The following is an 18,196-nucleotide window of genomic DNA, read 5'->3' on the forward strand; positions in this document are numbered from 1 at the left end:
CGCCTCCTCACTCCCGAACGGCGTCCCACCCGGGCGTCTCCGGCGCGCCGAAGGCCTCCTCCGCGCCGACGGGCGCGTCCGTCGCCTCCGATCCGAGTTCGCCCGCCGCGTCCGTCCACTCCTCGACGGCGTCGCTCACCCACGACTCGGTCTCCAAAACCTCCGCTCGGGTTCGCTCGGCGCGTTCCTCGTTCACCTCGACCGACCCCGGGCGCGACCCGGCGGCGACGCCGACGAACTCCGCGCGGTCCTCGGCCGTCAGGTCGCCTCGGCGCATCCGTTCGACCGCGCCGCCGAGGCGACTCGGGTCGGGGTGGGCGAACACCTTCGACCCGACCGCCTGCGGGCCGAGGAGCAGTCCGCGTTGCCCCTCCGGGGCCTCGTCGTCCAGCAGTCTCTCGCCGCCGAACGCGGACTCGACGCGTTCGCACTCCGTCTCCTGTTCGAGGGCGAGGTTGTGACCGGGGTACTCGGCGCACTCGGCGGGGTACTCGTCGTCGCCGTGGATGCGGCACTGGAGCGTCTCCGGGTCGAGGAAGACGCAGGACCGGAGCCACCGCCGCGAGTGACCGAACGGCGCGACCGGTTTCGGCGGCTTCCTGAGGCCGACGAAGAACGCCGGGCGGCCGCCGATGGCGGCGACGTCCACGCCGTCTATCTCGACGCCCTCCCCCGCCCGTTCCTCGGAGGCGGCCCACATCCGGGGGACCATCGCGTCGCCGACGCCGCGTTCGACGAACGCGACCACCTCGTCGCGCGTCAGGGGGACGAGGTTGTACACGTCGTCTAACGGTTCCCGCGGCCCGCGCCGCCCGCCGCCGTCATCGGGCGCTAGCGGTCGCCAGTCGAGGCAGCATCCGGCGCACCCTTCGCAGTCAACGCGCATACCGACGAACTATGCCACGCACTCGCATGAATCACTCGGCGCGACGGTGGACGTTTACGTCTCGGGTGCCTCGGGTCGGCCATGACGACGGAACCGTGCGACGGGTGCGGCAAACCGGTCCGCATCGCCGGCGGCATCGGCGACTTCTGGAGTTTCGAGACCAGTTCGACCGGCGGCATCACCCTCGAACTCGACGACGGCGGGGAGTTCTTCCTCTGTTACGACTGCATCGACCGGTTGCCGGACGACAGAGTCGCGACGAGCGACGACGTGAGTTCGCTGTGAGGCCTCCGACTCCCGCATCTTCGACTCCCGGTCGGACGCCGGCCCTCTCACCTCCCGCCCACCCGTCGCTCCGACGGAGTACCAGTAATTCGGTACGTTCTCGGAACCCGGCCGATGATGCGCTTATCCGTCTCTGAAATCTATCTTCGCCAATGAGTGAATTCGAGGGGAGGCCCGGTATCGGTCTCCGGCCGGAGGCGGAGGGCGGCGAGACGCTGCAATTCCGGACGCTCGCGGACGGTGACGACGTCGGCGCGGGTCAGCGAGATACCCGGTCCGGGGCGAGAACGGGACGGACGTTCTACTTAACTCTCCCGAGGACGGAGTGATACCGTGAGTAAACCGAACGGGGACCCGATAGATATTCTCCTCGTCGAGGACAACCCCGGCGACGTTCGTCTCACCCAAGAGGCGTTCAAGGAGGGTCAGATACGCAACGACCTGCACGTCGTCCGGGACGGCGAAGCCGCCTTGGACTACCTGTACCAACGCGGCGAGTACGAGGACGCCCCGCGTCCGAACCTCATCCTGTTGGACCTGAACCTGCCGAAGGTCAGCGGGATGGAGGTCCTCGACGAAATCAAGGACGATAAGTCCCTGCGTCGCATCCCCACCATCATCCTGACGGGGTCGAAGGCCGAAGAAGACATAATACGGGGCTACGAACTGCAGTCGAACGCGTACCTCACCAAACCGGTCGACCCGGACCAGTTCATCGGACTCGTCCGGTCGTTCGAGGAGTTCTGGTTCACACTCGTTCAGCTTCCCCCATCACGAGAGAACAAATGACGGACGAGACGACGCTCACTATCCTCCTGATAGAGGACAACCCCGGCGACGCACGGTACATCCGCGAGATACTCCGCGAGGCGACCGAACTCTCGGAGCGGACGGCGGACGCGGACACGGGTACCGGCGGCAGCGTCGGTGCCGAACAGATAACGCGCGAACGCGTCGAACGCGTCGAACCGACGGTGATACGCGAGTCGCGCCTCGAACCGGGCGTAGAACGGCTTCGTAGCGATCACCCGGACGTCGTCCTCCTCGATTTGGACCTGCCGGACAGCACCGGCCTCGACACGCTCTCGACGATGCTCGACCAGGCAGAGGAGACGCCGGTCGTCGTCCTCACAGGCCTCCGCGACCGACAGACGGGGATGGAGGCGCTCCGCCGAGGGGCCGACGAGTACCTCGTCAAAGACGAGATTAACGCGGACATCCTGACCCGCTCTATCTTCCACACCATGGAGCGGAACGAACAGGAGCGACAACTCAGACAACAGCGCGAACAACTCGCCGCGCTGAACCAACTGAACAGCGTCGTTCAGGACATCACGGCGGCTGTCCTTCGGCAGTCCTCCCGCGAGGAGATAGAGCGGTTGGTGTGCGAACGGCTGGCCGAAACCGAGTCGTACCTGTTCGCGTGGGTGGGCGGCGTGGAACGCGGGAACCCCGAGGTGAACGTGCGGGCCGAGGCCGGAACCGACGGCTACCTCGACGAGATCGACGTCACCTACGACGACAGCGACACCGGGAAGGGCCCCGCCGGGAAAGCCATCCAGACGAAGGAGGTGCAGGTGGCCAACGACATCCCCGACAACCCCGACTTCGAACCGTGGCAGGAACACGCCGAGAAGTACGGCATCCAGTCGTCGGCGGCGATACCCGTCGTCCACGAGGGCATCCTCTACGGCGTGTTGAACGTCTACTCGGCGCGGCCGGACGCCTTCGGCGGGGAGGAACGGGAGGTCATCGGAACGCTCGGGAACATCGTCGGCCACGCCATCGCCGCCATCGAACGGAAGGAGGCGCTCATAAGCGACAACGTCGTCGAGATAGAGTTCGAGATTCGGAACATCTTCGACTCCCTCGGCGGCGGGTCCGGGGCGGGGACGATAACGCTCGACCGGACGATTCGCGTCGACGAGGACCACTTCCTCACGTACGGCTCGGCCGACGAGGAGGGCCGCGAGACGCTGCAGAAGGTCGTCGAGGCGCTTCCGTCGTGGGACTCCGTCTCGGAGGTGGGCGAACGCGACGGCATGACGCGCTTCTCGGTCAGACTCACCGACCCGCCGGTGGTGACGTTGGTCGCCTCGCAGGGCGGCCGCGTCCGCGAGGCGAAAATCGAGGACGGCGACTACCGGGTGGTCGTCCACCTGCCGCAGAGCGCCGACGTGCGCCGCGTCGTGGACGGCGTCCAGGAGGCGTACCCCGACGCGAGGGTCATCGCCCAGCGACACACCACGCGGGCCGAACACTCGGACGGGGCGGCGAACCCCCTCGACCACCTCACGGAACGCCAGCGATCGGTGCTGGAGTCCGCCTTCTACGGCGGGTTCTTCGAGTGGCCGCGGGAGAGTTCCGGCAAGGAGATCGCCGAGACGCTCGGCATCTCCGCGCCGACGTTCACCCAACATATGCGCGCCGCCGAGCAGAAGATAATGTCCTCGCTGCTGGGCGAGTGACGCGACGGGCGTAGTCGCGAGACGCTGGCTGACTGCTTCTCGACGTGATTTCGGAACCCCCCGCGAGACGAACGTCCGTCGGTCGATTCCGATGGAAGGTTTTTACCTCGGCGCGAAGCAGGGACGGACGTGGATCCCTCGCGCATCCTCCCTTCGTTCCCGGCCCCCAGTTACCGCGGAACCCAAGAGCAAGCCCTCCGCGACGTCCGCGACGCGTTCGCCGCCGGAAACGACGTCGTGTTGGTGCGCGCGCCGACGGGGAGCGGAAAGTCCCTCCTCGCGCGTTCCATCGCGGGCGCGGCCCGGACCGTAGAGGAGGCGAAGCCCGCGGAGGCGACGAACGCGTACTACACGACGCCGCAGGTGTCGCAACTCGACGACGTGGCCGAAGACGAACTCCTCTCGGACCTGCAGGTCATCCGCGGGAAGCGCAACTACACCTGCATCATCAACGGCGAGGAGGACACGCCCGTGGACCGCGCGCCCTGCGCCCGACAGAAGGGGTTCGACTGCACCGTCCGCCACCGGTGTCCGTACTTCTCGGACCGCGCCATCGCCTCGAACCGACAGATCGCGGCGATGACGCTCGCGTACTTCATGCAGACCGCCGGGTCGGACGTGTTCCGAAAGCGCGACGTGGTGGTGATAGACGAGGCGCACGGACTCGCCGAGTGGGCGGAGATGTACGCCACCATCGACCTGAACCCGCGCACCGTCCCCGTCTGGGACGACATCGGCGTTCCCGACGTGAACGCGGCCGACGACCCCGTAGAGCGGACCGTTCGGTTCGCCGAGGCCCTGACGGGCGTCTGCAAGCGCGCGAAGGACGAACTCCTCACGAAACCCGAGTTGACGCCCGACGAGGCGGCCCGCCGCGATCGGTTGCAGGAACTCCGCTCCGAGTTGAAGTGGTTCGTCGAGGACTACAGAAACCCCGAGAGCGCGACGACGTGGGTGGTCGACCAACCCGACGGCGAGGGGATGCAGATCAAACCGCTGGACCCCGAGCGATACCTCCACCACACCGTCTGGGACCGCGGCAACAAGTTCGCCCTGCTCTCTGCGACCATCCTCAACAAGGAGGCGTTCTGCCGCGGCGTCGGCCTGAACCCCGACGACGTGGCTCTCGTGGACGTCGAGCACACGTTCCCCGTGGAGAACCGACCGCTGTACGACGTGACGCGGGGGAAGATGACGTACGAACACCGCGACGAGACGCTCCCGAAGGTGGCGCGCGTCCTCGTGCGACTGATGGCGCACCACCGCGAGGAGAAGGGACTCGTCCACTGCCACTCCTACGCCATCCAGTCGGAACTGAAGCGCCGCCTCGCCCGGTTGGGGCTCGGAAACCGAATCCGCGCCCACGACAGGCAGAACCGCGACGCCGAACTGGAGTCGTGGAAGGCGACGGACGACCCCGACGTGTTCCTCTCGGTGAAGATGGAGGAGGCGTTGGACCTGAAGGGCGACCTGTGTCGCTGGCAGGTCATCTGCAAAGCGCCGTACCTCAACACGAACGACTCGCGCGTCGCGCGCCGCCTCGAAGACGGCCAGTGGCCGTGGTACCGCCGCGCCGCCCTCCGAACCGTCATCCAAGCGTGCGGGCGCGTCGTCCGCGCGCCCGACGACTACGGCGCGACGTACCTCGCGGATTCGAGCCTGCTGGACCTGTTCGAGCGAACCCGCTCGGACATGCCGGCGTGGTTCCGCGAACAGGTGGACCGCACGACGACGCCCGACCTTCCGGAGTTCGACCCCGAGGCGGCGGGCGGACGGGCGGGTACCGGGTCCGGCGGGATATCGCGTGGGGGGACCGCGACTTCGGCGCGGAACGGTCGCTCCGGCGGCGGTTCGAGTGCGAGTCGCTCCGCGGGGTCGAACACCGATGGTTCTCGCACCGACGCGGAGTCGACGGGCGACTCCGACGACGGTCGCTCCAAACACCCCCTCTCGGACGTGTGGGGCGACGGCTAGTAGAACAGGTAACTCGCACCGGCGATGAACATCGATCCGACCATCAGGAAGGTCAACACGAGGGCCATCAGTTGCTGTCTGTCCATAGGGTTTCCCGACCGTCAGGGGGTTTCAACTCTTCGCCCCGATTCTCGCTCCCGAGACTGGCAACTATTACACCGACCGCAACGATGCTTCGCCGTATAGTTAATGAACATCCATTGGTTTGGACGATCGTACTGAAATACTTCGAACCACTCCCCGAAAATTCACCTTGTGTCCGTACTCTACTCGTGGTCTGGCAGGTGTTCTCACGAAATAGTTAACACCATCGGTTCTGTTTGTACGATCGTACTCGGCCATGCACACACACGCCCTCACCACGGCGATGACGCTGTACCGGAGCGGGACGCTCTCGCTCTCCGAGGCGGCCGCCCGCGCGGGACGGTCCGAAGCGGAACTCCTCGCCGCGCTCAAGCAACACGGCATCCCCGTGCGAGAGGAATCCGGAACCGAGGTACGGTCCGGGACGGGCACCAAAGTCGGCGCCGACTGATTCGACCGTAAAATCCTATTCTTCGTCCGTTTCGACCGCGTCAGGCGGGAGTATGTGCAGTCCGGCGCGACTCTTCAGCACCGGCACCGTCGCCCCGTCGGGGTCGAAGTACGACGGCCGGGCGATGGTCTTCGACTCGTACGTCTCGGGGTCCAACACCTGCACGGAGTGTTCGTCCTCGACGGTGACGACGGTGGTTTCCTCGGCGTCGTCGGCGGTTCCGAGCGTCCGCGCGTCGGGCGTCTCGCCCTCCTCGAACCGGGCTTCGTACTCCTCGCCGGTGTCGAGGCGGACGCCCTTCAGGTTCCCTCGGACGCTGCGGACCAACACGGGCCCGCCGTCGTCGTCGTCCGGGTCGATGACTTCCCCGGGCGTGAACTTCGGCAGGCGCACGGCGTAGGTGACGCGGTACACCTCGTTGCCGTCGCCGTCCTCGGTGACGAGCGTCGGGTACTCCTCGAAACTCCCGCCGAGTTCGCGGACGATGCGCTTCGAGACGCCGCGGCCCATCTGGTTCGTCGATATCTTGATGTCCGGCCCCTCGGGCGTCTGGTTTATCTCCGAGATGAACGCGTCCCTGTCGCCCTTCTCCTCGCGGGCGGCGATGTACGTCTCGGCTATCTCGGTGGCCCGCGCCTGTTCCTCCTTCGTCGGCGTGCGGTCGTTCGCGCGCACTTGGACGGTGCTGGAGTAGTATCCGCCGGCGATTCGGCCGCACCGCTGGCACGTCTCGCGGGAGATGCGCACGGGAACCGTCACGTCCTCTTCGACGTACGTGCCGCGGACGACGCCGGAGAACGTGCAGTGGATGCGGATGCTGTTCTCGTCGACCTGTTCGGCCTCGATTCCCCAACGCACGTCCTCGGCTTTGAGGTGGACGCCCAGCGATTCGCTCACCTCCTCGATGGCGATGTCGGTGTAGTCGCGCGCGCCGACGTCCACCCACCGATTGCCGCGGTGGACCGCACCGCACTGCGAGCAGACGCGAACCTGAATCTCGTCGGGCGCGTCCACCAAGTCGAAGTCCTCGAAGTAGCACTCGTCGCAGAGCACCTCGTCTCGCTCCCGGGGCATCCCGGGGAGCGGTTCCGCTCGCTCCGGAACCGGGTCGCCGCAGCGCGGACAGAAGTCGCCAGAACTCATTCGTACGGGGTAAGCCGCGAGGACTTTTAAGATGCACGACAGGCGCGTCAGCCGTCGTTCGGCGGCATTCCGCGGGGAGTCCGCCTCCCGCCCCGCGGCGTCACCGCGTCAGCGACGGCCCCGGGACGGACTCGGACGCGGCCTCGCGCCACGAGTGTTCGGGTTCCCAGCCGAGGTACTCCGCCGCCTTCGCCGTCGAGAGCGCCGACTCCTCGCCGTCCACCGCACAGTCGTCGGGGAGTCCGCCGAAGAACTCCTCGACAACCTCGGCGGTGGGACGGCCGAGGTAGTTGTCCGCGGCGGCGGCGTGGAACGCCTCGTGGCCGGAGACGTCGGCGTCCAAGGCGGCGGCGACGATGCCCGCCACGTCGCGCACGTCCACGTAACTCCAGAAGTTGCCCGCGCCGCCTGACAGGTCGCCAGATTCGGCCACGTCGCGGCAGTTGTACTCGCCGGGGTACTGAATCCACGAGGGTCGAATCGAGGCCACGGGGACGCCGTACCGCCGCGTCACCGTCTTCGCCACCTCCTCGCCCGCGACTTTCGACGCGCCGTAGGGGTCCTCGGGGCGCAGTGGGTGGGCCTCCGTGATTGGCAGTTCCTCGGGGAGCGTCTTCTCCTCGGCGAAGGCGAACCCGTAGGCCGATTCGCTGGAGGCCCAGACGACGCGCGCGTCGGCTCGCCCCGCGCCGATGAGGACGTTGTAGGCGGCCAGCGTGTTCGTCTCGAAGACGCGTCCCCCCGCGTGCCGCGTCGGCGACGGGAGGGCCGCCCAGTGGACCACCGCGTCGGGGTCCAGTTCCCCGAGGAGGTCCAACGCCTCGCCCCTCTCGGTCAGGTCCGCCGCGCGGAAGTCGACGTTCTCGCGGGCGTCCGCCTCGAACCCCGGGTGGTCGATATCGACGCAGACCACCTCGTACTCGTCGGCGAGGGCGTCCGCTATCCAGCGACCGGACCGACCGCTCGCGCCGGTGACGATGACTGTTTCCATGCGGGCGAGAACGCGACTGTCCGCCATAATTCCCCTCCCTCCAACAGCGTTTATAACTCTGAGCGCGAAGAGACTGTATGGAATGGAAACGGGACTGGGGACTGCGTGGGCGCATGGCGTTCACGATGTTCCTGCTCTTCGCCCTGTACATCGTCTTCGTGGCGGTGCTACTGCGAACGGGTTACGCAGTCGCCCTCCCCTTCGTCGTGTTGTTCCTCGGCGCGCAGTTCTTCTTCAGCGACAAGCTCGCGCTCTACAGCATGGGCGCGAAGGAGGTGTCCGAAGAGGAGTACCCCGAGTTGCACGCGACCATCTCGCGCCTCTGCCAGCAGGCGGACCTGCCGAAACCGAAGGTGGCGGTCGCAGACTCGCGCGTCCCGAACGCGTTCGCCACCGGACGGTCCCAGAAGAGTTCCGCCGTCGCCGTCACGACGGGCCTCCTCCGAACGCTCGACCGTGACGAACTGGAGGGCGTCCTCGCGCACGAACTCGCGCACGTGAAGAACCGCGACGTGATGGTGATGACCATCGCGTCGTTCCTGTCGACGGTGGCGTTCATGGTCGTCCGCTGGGGCTTCTTCTTCGGCGGCGGCAACCGCGACCGGCAGGGCGGCGGCGTCCTCGTGGCCGTCCTCGCCTCCCTCGTCGTGTGGATAATATCGTTCTTCCTCATCCGCGCGCTCTCGCGCTACCGCGAGTACGCCGCGGACCGGGGGGCGGCGCTCATCACCGGCAGGCCCTCGGCGCTCGCCTCCGCCCTCCAGAAGATATCCGGCCGGATGGACCAGGTGCCGAAGAACGACCTGCGGGAGCAGTCGGAGATGAACGCGTTCTTCATCATCCCCATCAAGACCGGGTTCGTCGGGAAGCTGTTCTCGACGCACCCCCCGACCGAGAGCCGCATCGAGCGACTCCGCCAACTCGAACGCGAGATGGAGACGGCCTGAACGATGGGTCTGTTCGACTCCATCCGCTCCGTCCTCGGGATCAGCGCCGAGGCGGACGCGACGCGCGACGCCGACCCCGAGGACCTGTTCGGGATGAGCACTGCCTACCTGACGATGGAGGCCGACCTCGGCTACGACTCCGTCGGCGCGGCCGCCCTCTGTTTCTCCTCGGTCGACAGCACGGACTTCGAACGGACCGTCGAGGAGGTGGAGGCCATCCTCGGCGCGGGCGAGGAGGAGACCGGAACTACGTTCGAGGTGCGCGAGGACTCCCACGGGTGGGAGTGGGTCGTCCTCCGCGACGACGACCCGGAGGACCTCGTCACGAGCGTCCACTTCGCCGCCGACGAGTTCATCGAACGCGGGTACGGGTCGCGCCTCCTCGTCGCCGTCTTCGGCTTCGAGAAGGACGGCCAGCGAGCGTACTGGGTGTACTCGTTCCGCCGCGGGGCGTACTACCCGTTCGCGCCGAAACGCGGGAAAGAGCAGAACGAACGCGTGCTGATGAAGCTGGAGTCCGTCCTCGACGGCGAACTCGAACTCGAACCGGACAAGGAGTACTGGTACCCGATGTGGCCCGACCGCCCCGGCGGCCACCCGTGGGAGTGACGCTCCCCTCCCGGCGGTAACGCTCCTCCGTCTCATCGACTCGCTCCCGTTTCGTCTCGATTCTCTCCTCTCGACGCCGACTCGTCCGCATCCGAGAGGCGTCGCTCGCCGCCGCCGCCAGAATATTTCTCCCATTTGAACGTTCACTGTACCGCATTAGTCCCCCCGCCGCCGTCCCTCGTTTTTACTTTCACTCCGCTGTTAACGAGGGTTTATGTGGGTATAGGCCCGAGGAGAAAGTACGATGGCAGAAGACGATTTAGAGAGTCTCCCCGGCGTCGGTCCCGCGACGGCGGACAAACTCATCGACACCGGTTACGAGAGCTACCAGAGCATCGCGGTTGCGAGCCCCGGCGAGCTCTCGAACAAGGCGGACATCGGCAGTAGCACGGCGTCGGACATCATCAACGCGGCCCGAGACGCCGCAGACGTCGGCGGCTTCGAGACCGGTTCAATGGTCCTCGAACGACGCCAGCAGATCGGCAAGCTCAGCTGGCGCATCCCCGAGGCCGACGACCTACTCGGCGGCGGTCTGGAGACCCAGTCCATCACCGAGGTGTACGGCGAGTTCGGTGCCGGAAAGTCGCAGGTGACCCACCAGATGGCGGTCAACGTCCAGCTCCCGCGCGACCACGGCGGCCTCCACGGCAGCTGCATCTTCATCGACTCCGAGGACACGTTCCGCCCGGAGCGTATCGACGACATGGTCCGCGGTCTGGACGACGAGACGCTTCAGGCGACGATGGACGACCGCGAAATCGAGGGGACGCCCGACGACGAGGGCGCGATGCAGGAACTCCTCGACGACATCCTCGACAAGATTCACGTCGCGAAGGCGTTCAACTCCAACCACCAGATTCTCCTCGCGGAGAAGGCCAAGGAGCTCGCCAGCGAGCACGAGGACTCGGAGTACCCGGTCCGTCTCGTCTGCGTGGACTCGCTGACCGCTCACTTCCGCGCCGAGTACGTCGGCCGCGGCGAACTCGCGGAACGCCAGCAGAAGCTCAACAAACACCTCCACGACCTGATGCGCATCGGCGACCTGTACAACTCCATCGTCCTCGTGACGAATCAGGTCGCGTCGAACCCCGACTCGTACTTCGGCGACCCGACGCAACCCATCGGCGGGAACATCCTCGGTCACACCTCCACGTTCCGCATCTACCTCCGCAAGTCGAAGGGCGACAAGCGTATCGTCCGCCTCGTGGACGCGCCGAACCTCGCCGACGGCGAGGCCGTGATGCGCGTGCAGGACGGCGGCCTGATGCCCGAGTAAACCACGGACTCTGCGTCACTCCGACGCACGCATTCCCCCGGGTCACACCGGATTTCCCTTTCCCCGACGCTCTCTTTTCGTGTTTCCGCCGCACTCGCCAGTCACGACTCCGCACGCGGGACGAACAGAGAGGAGAGAGACGGAGAGCGTTACTCTTCGGTGGTCGTCCGGTCGATGTCGATGTCCTCGCCCTCGTGGAGCTTCGCGCCGTCCTGCGCGACTTTCTCTGCGAGGACGGCGCACTTGATTCGCATCGGCGAGATGTCCACGCCGAGCATCTCGATGATGTCGTCGCGGTCCATCTCTTCGAGCTCCGAGAGCGTCGTCCCCGGGAGGTTCTGGGTGAGCATGCTCGCGGACGCCTGACTGATGGCGCACCCGTCGCCGGTGAAACTGACGAAGTCGATGGTCTCGCCGTCGTCCTCCAGACGGACGTTCATCGTGATGGTGTCGCCGCAGGAGGGGTTCTCCCCGGTGTGGGTGAACGTCGGGTCCTCCATCTCGCCCTTGTTCCGGGGGTTCTTGTAGTGGTCCAAAATCTGCTGCCGATACATGTCGGAGCCCATGCCCATAGTTGTCTGCGATACGGTGGTGCGGCCAAAAAGGGTTCCGGGGCGGGAACGTTCCGCGGCGGTCGGTCGGCCGGAGTTCGGCGGCGAACCGCCCGAATCAGGCGAACAACTGCCGCGCGTCGTCGATGGCCTCGACCAGTTTGTCGACCTCTTCGCGCGTGTTGTAGATGTAGAACGACGCCCGCGTGGAGGCCGGCACGCCGAGTTCGTCGTGGAGGGGTTGCGTGCAGTGGTCGCCCGCGCGAATGGCGACGCCGTGGTCGTTGAGGATGCTGGAGAGGTCGTGGGAGTGGACGCCGTCTAAGTTGAACCCGACCAGACCGCCCCTGTCGTCGCCGGGCGGCCCGTAGATTTCGATGTCGTCGAACGCCGAGAGCTCGTCGTAGGCGTACTTCGCGAGGTGTTCCTCGTGGGCCTGGACGTTCTCCATCCCGATCTCGTCGAGGTAGTCGATGGCCGCGTGCAGGCCGATACCCTGCGCTATCGGCGGCGTCCCGGCCTCGAACTTCCACGGGAGGTCCTCCCACGTGGAGTCCTCGTAGGTGACGCTCCGAATCATCGACCCGCCGTAGAGGTAGGGTTCGGTCTCTTCCAGGATCTCCTTCTTGCCGTAGAGGACGCCGATGCCCGTCGGGCCGAGCATCTTGTGCCCCGAGAACGCGAAGAAATCGGCGTCGATGTCCTCGACGTCCACCGGTCGGGTCGGGACGGACTGCGCGCCGTCCACGAAGACGTACGCGCCCACTTCGTGGGCCATATCGGCGAGTTCAGAGACGGGGACGATGGTGCCGAGGGTGTTCGAGACGTGGACCGCACTCACCATCTTCGTGGAGTCGTCGATGAGCTCCTTCGCGTGGTCCATATCGAGGTAGCCCTCGTCGGTGACGCGGATGTACCGCACCTCCGCGCCCGTCTTCTTGGCTATCTGCTGCCACGTGACGAGCGACGCGTGGTGCTCCATCTGCGTGAGGACGACGCTGTCGCCGGGTCCGAGTTCGTTCAGGCCCCACGCGTAGGCGACGAGGTTCATCGCCTCGGTGGTGTTCTTCGTGAACACGATCTCCTCGCGCCCGCCGGACGCGCCGATGAACTCGGCGGCCCTGTCGTGGGCGTTCTCGTACGCGACGGACGCCTCCTGACTGAGGTGGTGGATGCCGCGGTGGACGTTCGAGTTGTAGCCGTAGTAGTAATCGACGATGGCCTCGACGACCTGTTTCGGCGTCTGACTCGTGGCCGCGTTGTCGAGATACACCAGCGGCAGGGAGTCGTCTGGGCTCTCGCCGGGCGTCGTGATGTCGCCGCCGACTTTCCGTTCGAGGATGGGGAAGTCCTCGCGGATGGCCGCGACGTCAACTGGGTACGATTCCTGCGCTTCCATTAAAGGCAGATAGCGTCCACAGCACTAACACGTCTTCGGTCCCGGCGTCGAAACGAAACGGAATTCGGTTACTCTCCGTCGGCGTCGCGGTCGAAAACGGCTGTGCGACTCGTCCGCCGGGCCCCCTCCGAACCGCGTTCGCCCTGCGACTCGTTCACTCCGCGCCCGTCGCTCCCTCGCTTCTCTCCTCGGCGGACGGACGCGGCCGCTCCCGGGCGTCGGAAATCGGAGCAAAACCGAATCGAGAGCGCGTCTCCGCGCCGAGTCGGAAGCAGAAGGCGAGCGTTCGTCGCGTCTACCGCATCCAGAGCAGTTGCGCGTGGCGCGTCTCGCCCACGTCGAGGACGGTCTCCTCGTCCACGATGCCCGCCTCGACGGCGACGCCGACGGCGCGTTCGCCGACGATGTTCGCCACCGTCGCGCGCGTCAGGCTATCGACGACGGCGTCCTCGTCTACGCGTTCGGCCTCCTCGCCGCCGTAGAACTCCTCGGTCACCTCCAGCGACACCGTCCCGTTCTCGTACGTCTCGCCGAGGCAGTCGTCGTCGCAGACGGAGACGAGTAGCCCCTCCGGCGTCTGTCGTTCGCGGAGTAGCATCACCGGTCCTCGACGAGCTGCTGCTCTTGCTGCCTGCGGAGTTCGTTCGCCTGCTCTTGGACGCGTTCGGCCTCCTCGCTCTCGCCGAGCTCTTCGAGGGCGCGGGCCTTCTCCTCTAACACGTCGGCGTTTCGCATCCCGAGGCGGATTGCGTTGTCGAACGCGTTCACGGCGTCCTCGTTCAGGCCGCGTTCGTGCAGGAAGAAGCCGCGGTTGTACCACGCCTGCGGGAAGCGCGGGTCGGACTCCACGGCGCGTTCGGCGTGTTCGAGCGCCTCCTCCGTCTCGCCGAACTCCCAGAGGGCGTAGGCCAGATTCGTGTGGGCGTCCGCCTCGTGTTCGGCGGCGTCGATGCTGAGCGCCTCGCGGTACGCGCCGATAGCCTGGTCGTACTCTTCGAGTTGGGCGTGTGCGGCCCCCTTGTTCACCCACGCCTCCTGCTGTTCCGCCGAGCCCTCCTCGGCGAACCGGGCGGCGCGTTCGAACGTCTCGGTGGCCTCCTCGAACCGGTTTATCTGCATGTACGAGAGGCCGACGTCGATGAGCTGTTCTACGTCCACTTCCTCGGACGCGATGTTACGCTCGTCCAGCGTGTCGGTGATGACGCGCGTGTCCACCGGGTCCTCCTTGGTGGGGTCCATCTTCAACTCGGGCGGATCCAGCGAGAACTCCTCGTAGTCCTCGTCGAACCCTTGTCCTTCGGAGAACCGGTGGGGACGGTCTCGCTCGCCGTCTTCTGCCATACGCCGCGGTTAGGTGCCGGGACGGTTAAGCACTACGTCACGTGGCGGTGTCGCCGCCGCGCGGTGTCGTCCTCGCGGCGTCCCCGAGTCCGGTCGTCCGCGGCCGTCACCGCCGACATTTACGTTCGCGGCGACCCCACTCGCCGTATGCGACTCTTCGTGAGCATCGACCTCCCCGAGACGCTGACGGCGGCCGTCGCGGACGCGCAAGCCCGCTTTTCGGACGCCGACGGCCTTCGGTTCACCGACCCCGAACAGGCGCACCTCACGCTGAAGTTCCTCGGCGATACGGATTCGGAGCGCGTCCCCGAGATCGAGGCGGCGATAGAGTCCGCCGTCGCCGACGCGGGCGTCGGCCCGTTCGACGCGACGGTCGGCGGGTTCGGCGTCTTCCCCTCGCTCGACTACATCAGCGTCGTCTGGACCGGCATCCGGGACGGCGCGGGCGCGGCGGAGACGACGCGCCTCCACGAGGCGGTCGAACGCGAGACGGTCGAACTCGGCTTCGAGGAGGAGCCCCACGAGTTCACGCCGCACGTCACCATCGCGCGGATGGACGACGCGCGGGGGAAAGATCTCGTCCGACGGGTCGTCGAGGAGGACGACCCGGAGTTGGGGACGTTCCGTGTCGAGGAGATTCGGCTGAAGGAGAGCACGCTCACCGGCGAGGGGCCGAAGTACGACACGGTAACGCGGGTAGAGCTGTAAGCCGCTCTCCGCCGCCTCAGTCGGCGTCGTTCGCCCGCGCCCGACTGCCGGTCCGCATCCGCCGGAGTTCGCCCCGAATCGTCTCCCGTTTCACGAGGACGAAGCCGACGAAGATGGCGACGAAGCCGACGACGGTGGTGTCGTCCAGCGTCTCGCCGAGTGCGACCCACCCGGCTATCGCGGCGAACACCGGGATGACGTACTCCAAGAGGCTCGCCTCTACCGGTCCGATTCGGTCGAGGAGCCAGAAGTAAAGCAGGAACCCGCCCGCGCCGGCGACGACGGAGAGGTACGCGAGTGCCGCGATGGCGTCGGGCGTCCACGAGACGTCGGCGTACGACTCCCACGGAAGCGCGAGGGTGGTGACGTGCAGGAACGCCGCGCCGACGACCATCATCCACGCCTGCGTGGAGACGAGGGGGAGCGCGGACTTCGCGTCGTGGGTCAACACCGCACCGAGGGCGAACGCCACCGCAGAGGCGAGGACGAGGACGACGCCGCGAAGCTCCGACCCGAGGAGGTTCGAGGGGTCCGGGTCGGCGATGACGACGACGCCGACGAAGCCGAGTGCGACGCCCACCGCGCCGACGGGCGTCAGTCGCTCCGTCGAGGCGGTGAGGCGCGTCAGCGCCGGGGTGATGACGGGGATGAGGCCGAGGAGGACGGCGGCGACGGCGCTCTGGACGTACTGCTGGCCGGTGAACAGGAAGGCGTGGTGGACGCCGATGGTGAACACGCCGCCCGTCAGGACGGGGACCCACTCCGCCCTCGTCCGCGGGCGGAGCCTGTCGCCCCGGGTGGAGGCGAGACAGAAGAGGAGTGCGGCCGCGAGCGTGAACCGGACGGCGGCGAACAGGGCGGGGGGAAGCGACCTGAGACCGACTTTCGTGGCCATGAAGGCCGTCCCCCAGACGGCGGAGACGAGAAGGAAAACTGCGGTAGTTCGGTGACGCATCGGTTACCCGGAGACGGTCGCCCGTCGTGAATGACTCGGTTTCCCGACGGTACTCCGCCGGAGTCGTCGGATTCGGGCTGTGACGCCCTCGCACGGGGCGGGGCCGAAGGAACAAGATTTTATGCGGGCCAGAGAAAACATCGTCCACTATGAGCAAGAAGACGAAGGCGAAGAAGAAGCGGCTGGCGAAACTGGAGCGTCAGAACAGCCGCGTCCCCGCGTGGGTCATGCTGAAGACGGACATGGAAGTCACGCGCAACCCCAAGCGCCGCAACTGGCGGCGGAGCGACACGGACGAGTAACCAATGAGCGCAAGCGACTTCGAAGAACGCGTCATCACGGTACCGCTCCGCGACGCCAAGAACGTCCCCTCGCAGAAGGCGGCGGACCGCGCGATGAAGCTCATCCGCCAGCACCTCGCCAAGCACTTCAAAGTCGAGGAGGACGCCGTCCGTCTCGACCCCCAGGTCAACGAGGACATCTGGGCGCACGGTCGCCAGAAGCCGCCGAGCAAGTTCCGCGTTCGCGCGGCTCGCTTCGACGAGGACGGCGAACCCGTCGTCGAAGCGGAACCGGCAGAGTAAACGGTGCTTCGCGCCTCCTTCGCCGGCTCGTCGTACGTCGGCGTCTTCGCTCGCGTCACCGACGACGTGCTCATCGTCCGCCCGGACGCGGACGACGGCCTCGTCGAGTCGATGAGCGACGAGCTCGGCGTTCCGGCCGTGAAGACGACCGTCGGCGGGTCGGGAACGGTCGGCGCACTCGCGACCGGTAACGAGAACGGCGTTCTCGTCTCCGCCCGTGCGACCGACCGCGAGAAGGAGGCGATAGCCGAGGCGGCCGACCTCCCGGTGACGGAGCTGCCGGGTCGGATCAACGCCGCCGGAAACGTCGTGTTGGCGAACAACTACGGCGCGTGCGTCCACCCCGACCTCTCCGAGGAGGCCGTCGAAGCGGTCGAAGACGGCCTCGGGGTGCCGGTCGAACACGGCGACCTCGCCGACGTCCGAACCATCGGCACCGCCGCCGTCGCCAACGACAGGGGCGTCCTCTGTCACCCCAAGTCCCGCGAACCGGAACTCGAAGCGCTCGAGGAACTCCTCGACGTCCGCGCGGACATCGGGACGGTCAACTACGGCGCGCCCCTCGTCGGGTCCGGTCTCGTGGCCAACAACTCCGACTACGTGGTCGGTGAGGAGACGACCGGCCCCGAAATCGGACGAGTCGAGGACGCACTCGACTACATCGACTGACCCGCTCGCGGACGACCGCCGACCGACCGAGCGGTCGCACCGACTCTTCTCTCGCTCTCTCCTCGCCGTGTTCGTCCGCTCTCGTCGCCTTCGACGCCTCGCGGGCGGTTTCACCCGCCGACGCGGCGTTCGCTCCGTCTGCGTCCGGCCGTCGGCCGGTGTCCCGAGTAGGAAGATACTTCCCCGCGCATCCACACCCTCGGAGTATGAGCCAATTTACGGTGAGCGGTCGGTACCAGAGCCGCGACGGTTACCGTCAGTTCGAGACGACCGTCGACGCGCCGAACGAAGACGTCGCCCGAGAGCGGGTGTACGCCAACGTCGGTAGTCGTCACGGCCTCAAGCGCGTCCAGATTGACCTCGAAGAAGTCGAGGAGGTGGCCGCCGCATGATGGGTGGCGGTCAGCAGCAACTTCAGCAGCTCTCGCAGGAACTGCAGGCTATCGACGAGGAGATAGAGGAGCTCGAAGGCGACATCTCCGACCTGGAAGACGAGAAAGACGAGATAGACGAGGCCGTCGAGGCCATCGAGACGCTCGAAACCGGGTCCACGGTGCAGGTTCCGCTCGGCGGCGACGCCTACCTCCGCGCGGAAGTGCAGGACATCGACGAGGTCATCGTCGGACTCGGCGGCAACTACGCCGCAGAACAGGAGCAGGGCGACGCAATCGACGCCCTGCGCACGAAGCAGGACGCCATCGACGAGCGCATCTCGGAGCTCGAAGGCGAGGTCGAGGACCTCGAAGACGAGAGCAGCGAGCTCGAACAGCAGGCCCAGCAGATGCAACAGCAGATGCAGCAACAGCAGATGCAGCAGATGCAGCAACAGCAGAGCGACGAAGACGAGTAATCTGACCGTGACGCGGTAGCGTCGC

At 66.7% G+C, this 18,196-nt stretch carries 23 protein-coding genes; 15 read left to right on the forward strand and 8 right to left on the reverse strand.

Annotated features, from left to right (window positions below; all coding sequences use genetic code 11):
* Positions 1-7 precede the first annotated feature (7 nt).
* On the reverse strand, positions 8-886 hold the full coding sequence (locus tag ACZ522_RS11670; RefSeq protein WP_379699348.1) for a YkgJ family cysteine cluster protein: 879 nt from the start codon (positions 884-886) through the stop codon (positions 8-10).
* An 81-nt stretch (positions 887-967) separates the two neighbouring features.
* Here ACZ522_RS11670 and ACZ522_RS11675 point away from each other — a divergent pair, with 81 nt between their 5' ends.
* The 6 genes from ACZ522_RS11675 to ACZ522_RS11700 all read left to right on the forward strand — a co-directional run bounded on the left by ACZ522_RS11675 (position 968) and on the right by ACZ522_RS11700 (position 6,148).
* Complete coding sequence (locus ACZ522_RS11675; protein ID WP_379699346.1) at positions 968-1,171, forward strand: DUF7561 family protein; 204 nt, start codon at positions 968-970, stop codon at positions 1,169-1,171.
* A 152-nt stretch (positions 1,172-1,323) separates the two neighbouring features.
* Positions 1,324-1,500: a hypothetical protein gene (locus ACZ522_RS11680; RefSeq protein WP_379699343.1), complete on the forward strand. Its 177-nt coding sequence runs from the start codon at positions 1,324-1,326 to the stop codon at positions 1,498-1,500.
* A 4-nt stretch (positions 1,501-1,504) separates the two neighbouring features.
* A complete protein-coding gene (locus ACZ522_RS11685) occupies positions 1,505-1,960 on the forward strand; it encodes a response regulator (protein ID WP_379699340.1) in 456 nt (151 codons plus the stop codon).
* On the forward strand, positions 1,957-3,639 hold the full coding sequence (locus tag ACZ522_RS11690) for a bacterio-opsin activator domain-containing protein (protein WP_379699338.1): 1,683 nt from the start codon (positions 1,957-1,959) through the stop codon (positions 3,637-3,639). Before ACZ522_RS11685 ends, ACZ522_RS11690 begins: the two co-directional genes overlap by 4 nt.
* Before the next feature lie 129 nt (positions 3,640-3,768).
* Positions 3,769-5,613, forward strand: a complete 1,845-nt coding sequence (locus ACZ522_RS11695) for a helicase C-terminal domain-containing protein (protein ID WP_379699336.1) — start codon at positions 3,769-3,771, stop codon at positions 5,611-5,613.
* A 340-nt stretch (positions 5,614-5,953) separates the two neighbouring features.
* Positions 5,954-6,148: a DUF7317 family protein gene (locus ACZ522_RS11700; protein WP_379699334.1), complete on the forward strand. Its 195-nt coding sequence runs from the start codon at positions 5,954-5,956 to the stop codon at positions 6,146-6,148.
* A 15-nt stretch (positions 6,149-6,163) separates the two neighbouring features.
* On the opposite strand, the gene ACZ522_RS11705 is transcribed toward ACZ522_RS11700, so the two are convergent.
* Positions 6,164-7,291, reverse strand: a complete 1,128-nt coding sequence (locus tag ACZ522_RS11705) for a 60S ribosomal export protein NMD3 (protein ID WP_379699332.1) — start codon at positions 7,289-7,291, stop codon at positions 6,164-6,166.
* Positions 7,292-7,391: 100 nt separating this feature from the next.
* Positions 7,392-8,282: an NAD-dependent epimerase/dehydratase family protein gene (locus ACZ522_RS11710; RefSeq protein WP_379699330.1), complete on the reverse strand. Its 891-nt coding sequence runs from the start codon at positions 8,280-8,282 to the stop codon at positions 7,392-7,394.
* Positions 8,283-8,359: 77 nt separating this feature from the next.
* On the opposite strand from ACZ522_RS11710, the gene htpX reads away from it, so the two are divergent.
* The 3 genes from htpX (at position 8,360) to radA (ending at position 11,114) form a co-directional block, all read left to right on the forward strand.
* On the forward strand, positions 8,360-9,229 hold the full coding sequence (gene htpX, locus ACZ522_RS11715; RefSeq protein ID WP_379699328.1) for a zinc metalloprotease HtpX: 870 nt from the start codon (positions 8,360-8,362) through the stop codon (positions 9,227-9,229).
* A gap of 3 nt (positions 9,230-9,232) precedes the next feature.
* Entirely contained in the window at positions 9,233-9,838 is a 606-nt protein-coding gene (gene pspAB, locus ACZ522_RS11720) for a PspA-associated protein PspAB (RefSeq protein WP_379699326.1), read from the forward strand.
* A 244-nt stretch (positions 9,839-10,082) separates the two neighbouring features.
* Entirely contained in the window at positions 10,083-11,114 is a 1,032-nt protein-coding gene (radA, locus tag ACZ522_RS11725) for a DNA repair and recombination protein RadA (protein WP_379699323.1), read from the forward strand.
* A gap of 149 nt (positions 11,115-11,263) precedes the next feature.
* Here the strand turns inward: radA and sufU are convergent, their stop codons facing one another.
* The 4 genes from sufU to ACZ522_RS11745 all read right to left on the reverse strand — a co-directional run bounded on the left by sufU (position 11,264) and on the right by ACZ522_RS11745 (position 14,405).
* On the reverse strand, positions 11,264-11,686 hold the full coding sequence (gene sufU, locus ACZ522_RS11730; RefSeq protein WP_379699320.1) for a Fe-S cluster assembly sulfur transfer protein SufU: 423 nt from the start codon (positions 11,684-11,686) through the stop codon (positions 11,264-11,266).
* Positions 11,687-11,783: 97 nt separating this feature from the next.
* Positions 11,784-13,064, reverse strand: coding sequence for a bifunctional cysteine desulfurase/selenocysteine lyase SufS (gene sufS / locus ACZ522_RS11735; RefSeq protein ID WP_379699317.1), 1,281 nt, complete (start codon positions 13,062-13,064; stop codon positions 11,784-11,786).
* A gap of 295 nt (positions 13,065-13,359) precedes the next feature.
* Positions 13,360-13,662: a DUF424 domain-containing protein gene (locus ACZ522_RS11740; RefSeq protein ID WP_379699314.1), complete on the reverse strand. Its 303-nt coding sequence runs from the start codon at positions 13,660-13,662 to the stop codon at positions 13,360-13,362.
* Entirely contained in the window at positions 13,662-14,405 is a 744-nt protein-coding gene (locus tag ACZ522_RS11745; RefSeq protein ID WP_379699312.1) for a tetratricopeptide repeat protein, read from the reverse strand. The genes ACZ522_RS11740 and ACZ522_RS11745 overlap by 1 nt, the downstream gene beginning before the upstream one ends.
* A gap of 147 nt (positions 14,406-14,552) precedes the next feature.
* Between ACZ522_RS11745 and thpR the strand changes: the two genes are divergently transcribed.
* A complete protein-coding gene (gene thpR / locus ACZ522_RS11750; protein WP_379699309.1) occupies positions 14,553-15,113 on the forward strand; it encodes an RNA 2',3'-cyclic phosphodiesterase in 561 nt (186 codons plus the stop codon).
* A 16-nt stretch (positions 15,114-15,129) separates the two neighbouring features.
* Here thpR and ACZ522_RS11755 read toward each other — a convergent pair whose 3' ends face one another.
* On the reverse strand, positions 15,130-16,068 hold the full coding sequence (locus ACZ522_RS11755) for a DMT family transporter (protein ID WP_379699307.1): 939 nt from the start codon (positions 16,066-16,068) through the stop codon (positions 15,130-15,132).
* Positions 16,069-16,217: 149 nt separating this feature from the next.
* Here ACZ522_RS11755 and ACZ522_RS11760 point away from each other — a divergent pair, with 149 nt between their 5' ends.
* From ACZ522_RS11760 to pfdA, 5 genes are all read left to right on the forward strand, one after another.
* Positions 16,218-16,370: a 50S ribosomal protein L39e gene (locus tag ACZ522_RS11760; RefSeq protein WP_092538384.1), complete on the forward strand. Its 153-nt coding sequence runs from the start codon at positions 16,218-16,220 to the stop codon at positions 16,368-16,370.
* Between the two features lie 3 nt (positions 16,371-16,373).
* Positions 16,374-16,652: a 50S ribosomal protein L31e gene (locus ACZ522_RS11765; protein ID WP_379699303.1), complete on the forward strand. Its 279-nt coding sequence runs from the start codon at positions 16,374-16,376 to the stop codon at positions 16,650-16,652.
* A gap of 3 nt (positions 16,653-16,655) precedes the next feature.
* Positions 16,656-17,321, forward strand: a complete 666-nt coding sequence (locus ACZ522_RS11770; RefSeq protein ID WP_379699301.1) for a translation initiation factor IF-6 — start codon at positions 16,656-16,658, stop codon at positions 17,319-17,321.
* 206 nt (positions 17,322-17,527) lie between these two features.
* Complete coding sequence (rpl18a, locus tag ACZ522_RS11775) at positions 17,528-17,713, forward strand: 50S ribosomal protein L18Ae (protein ID WP_379699298.1); 186 nt, start codon at positions 17,528-17,530, stop codon at positions 17,711-17,713.
* Entirely contained in the window at positions 17,713-18,171 is a 459-nt protein-coding gene (pfdA, locus tag ACZ522_RS11780; RefSeq protein ID WP_379699953.1) for a prefoldin subunit alpha, read from the forward strand. The genes rpl18a and pfdA overlap by 1 nt, the downstream gene beginning before the upstream one ends.
* Positions 18,172-18,196: the final 25 nt, after the last annotated feature.

The sequence above is a fragment of the Halopelagius fulvigenes genome, assembly GCF_055398025.1.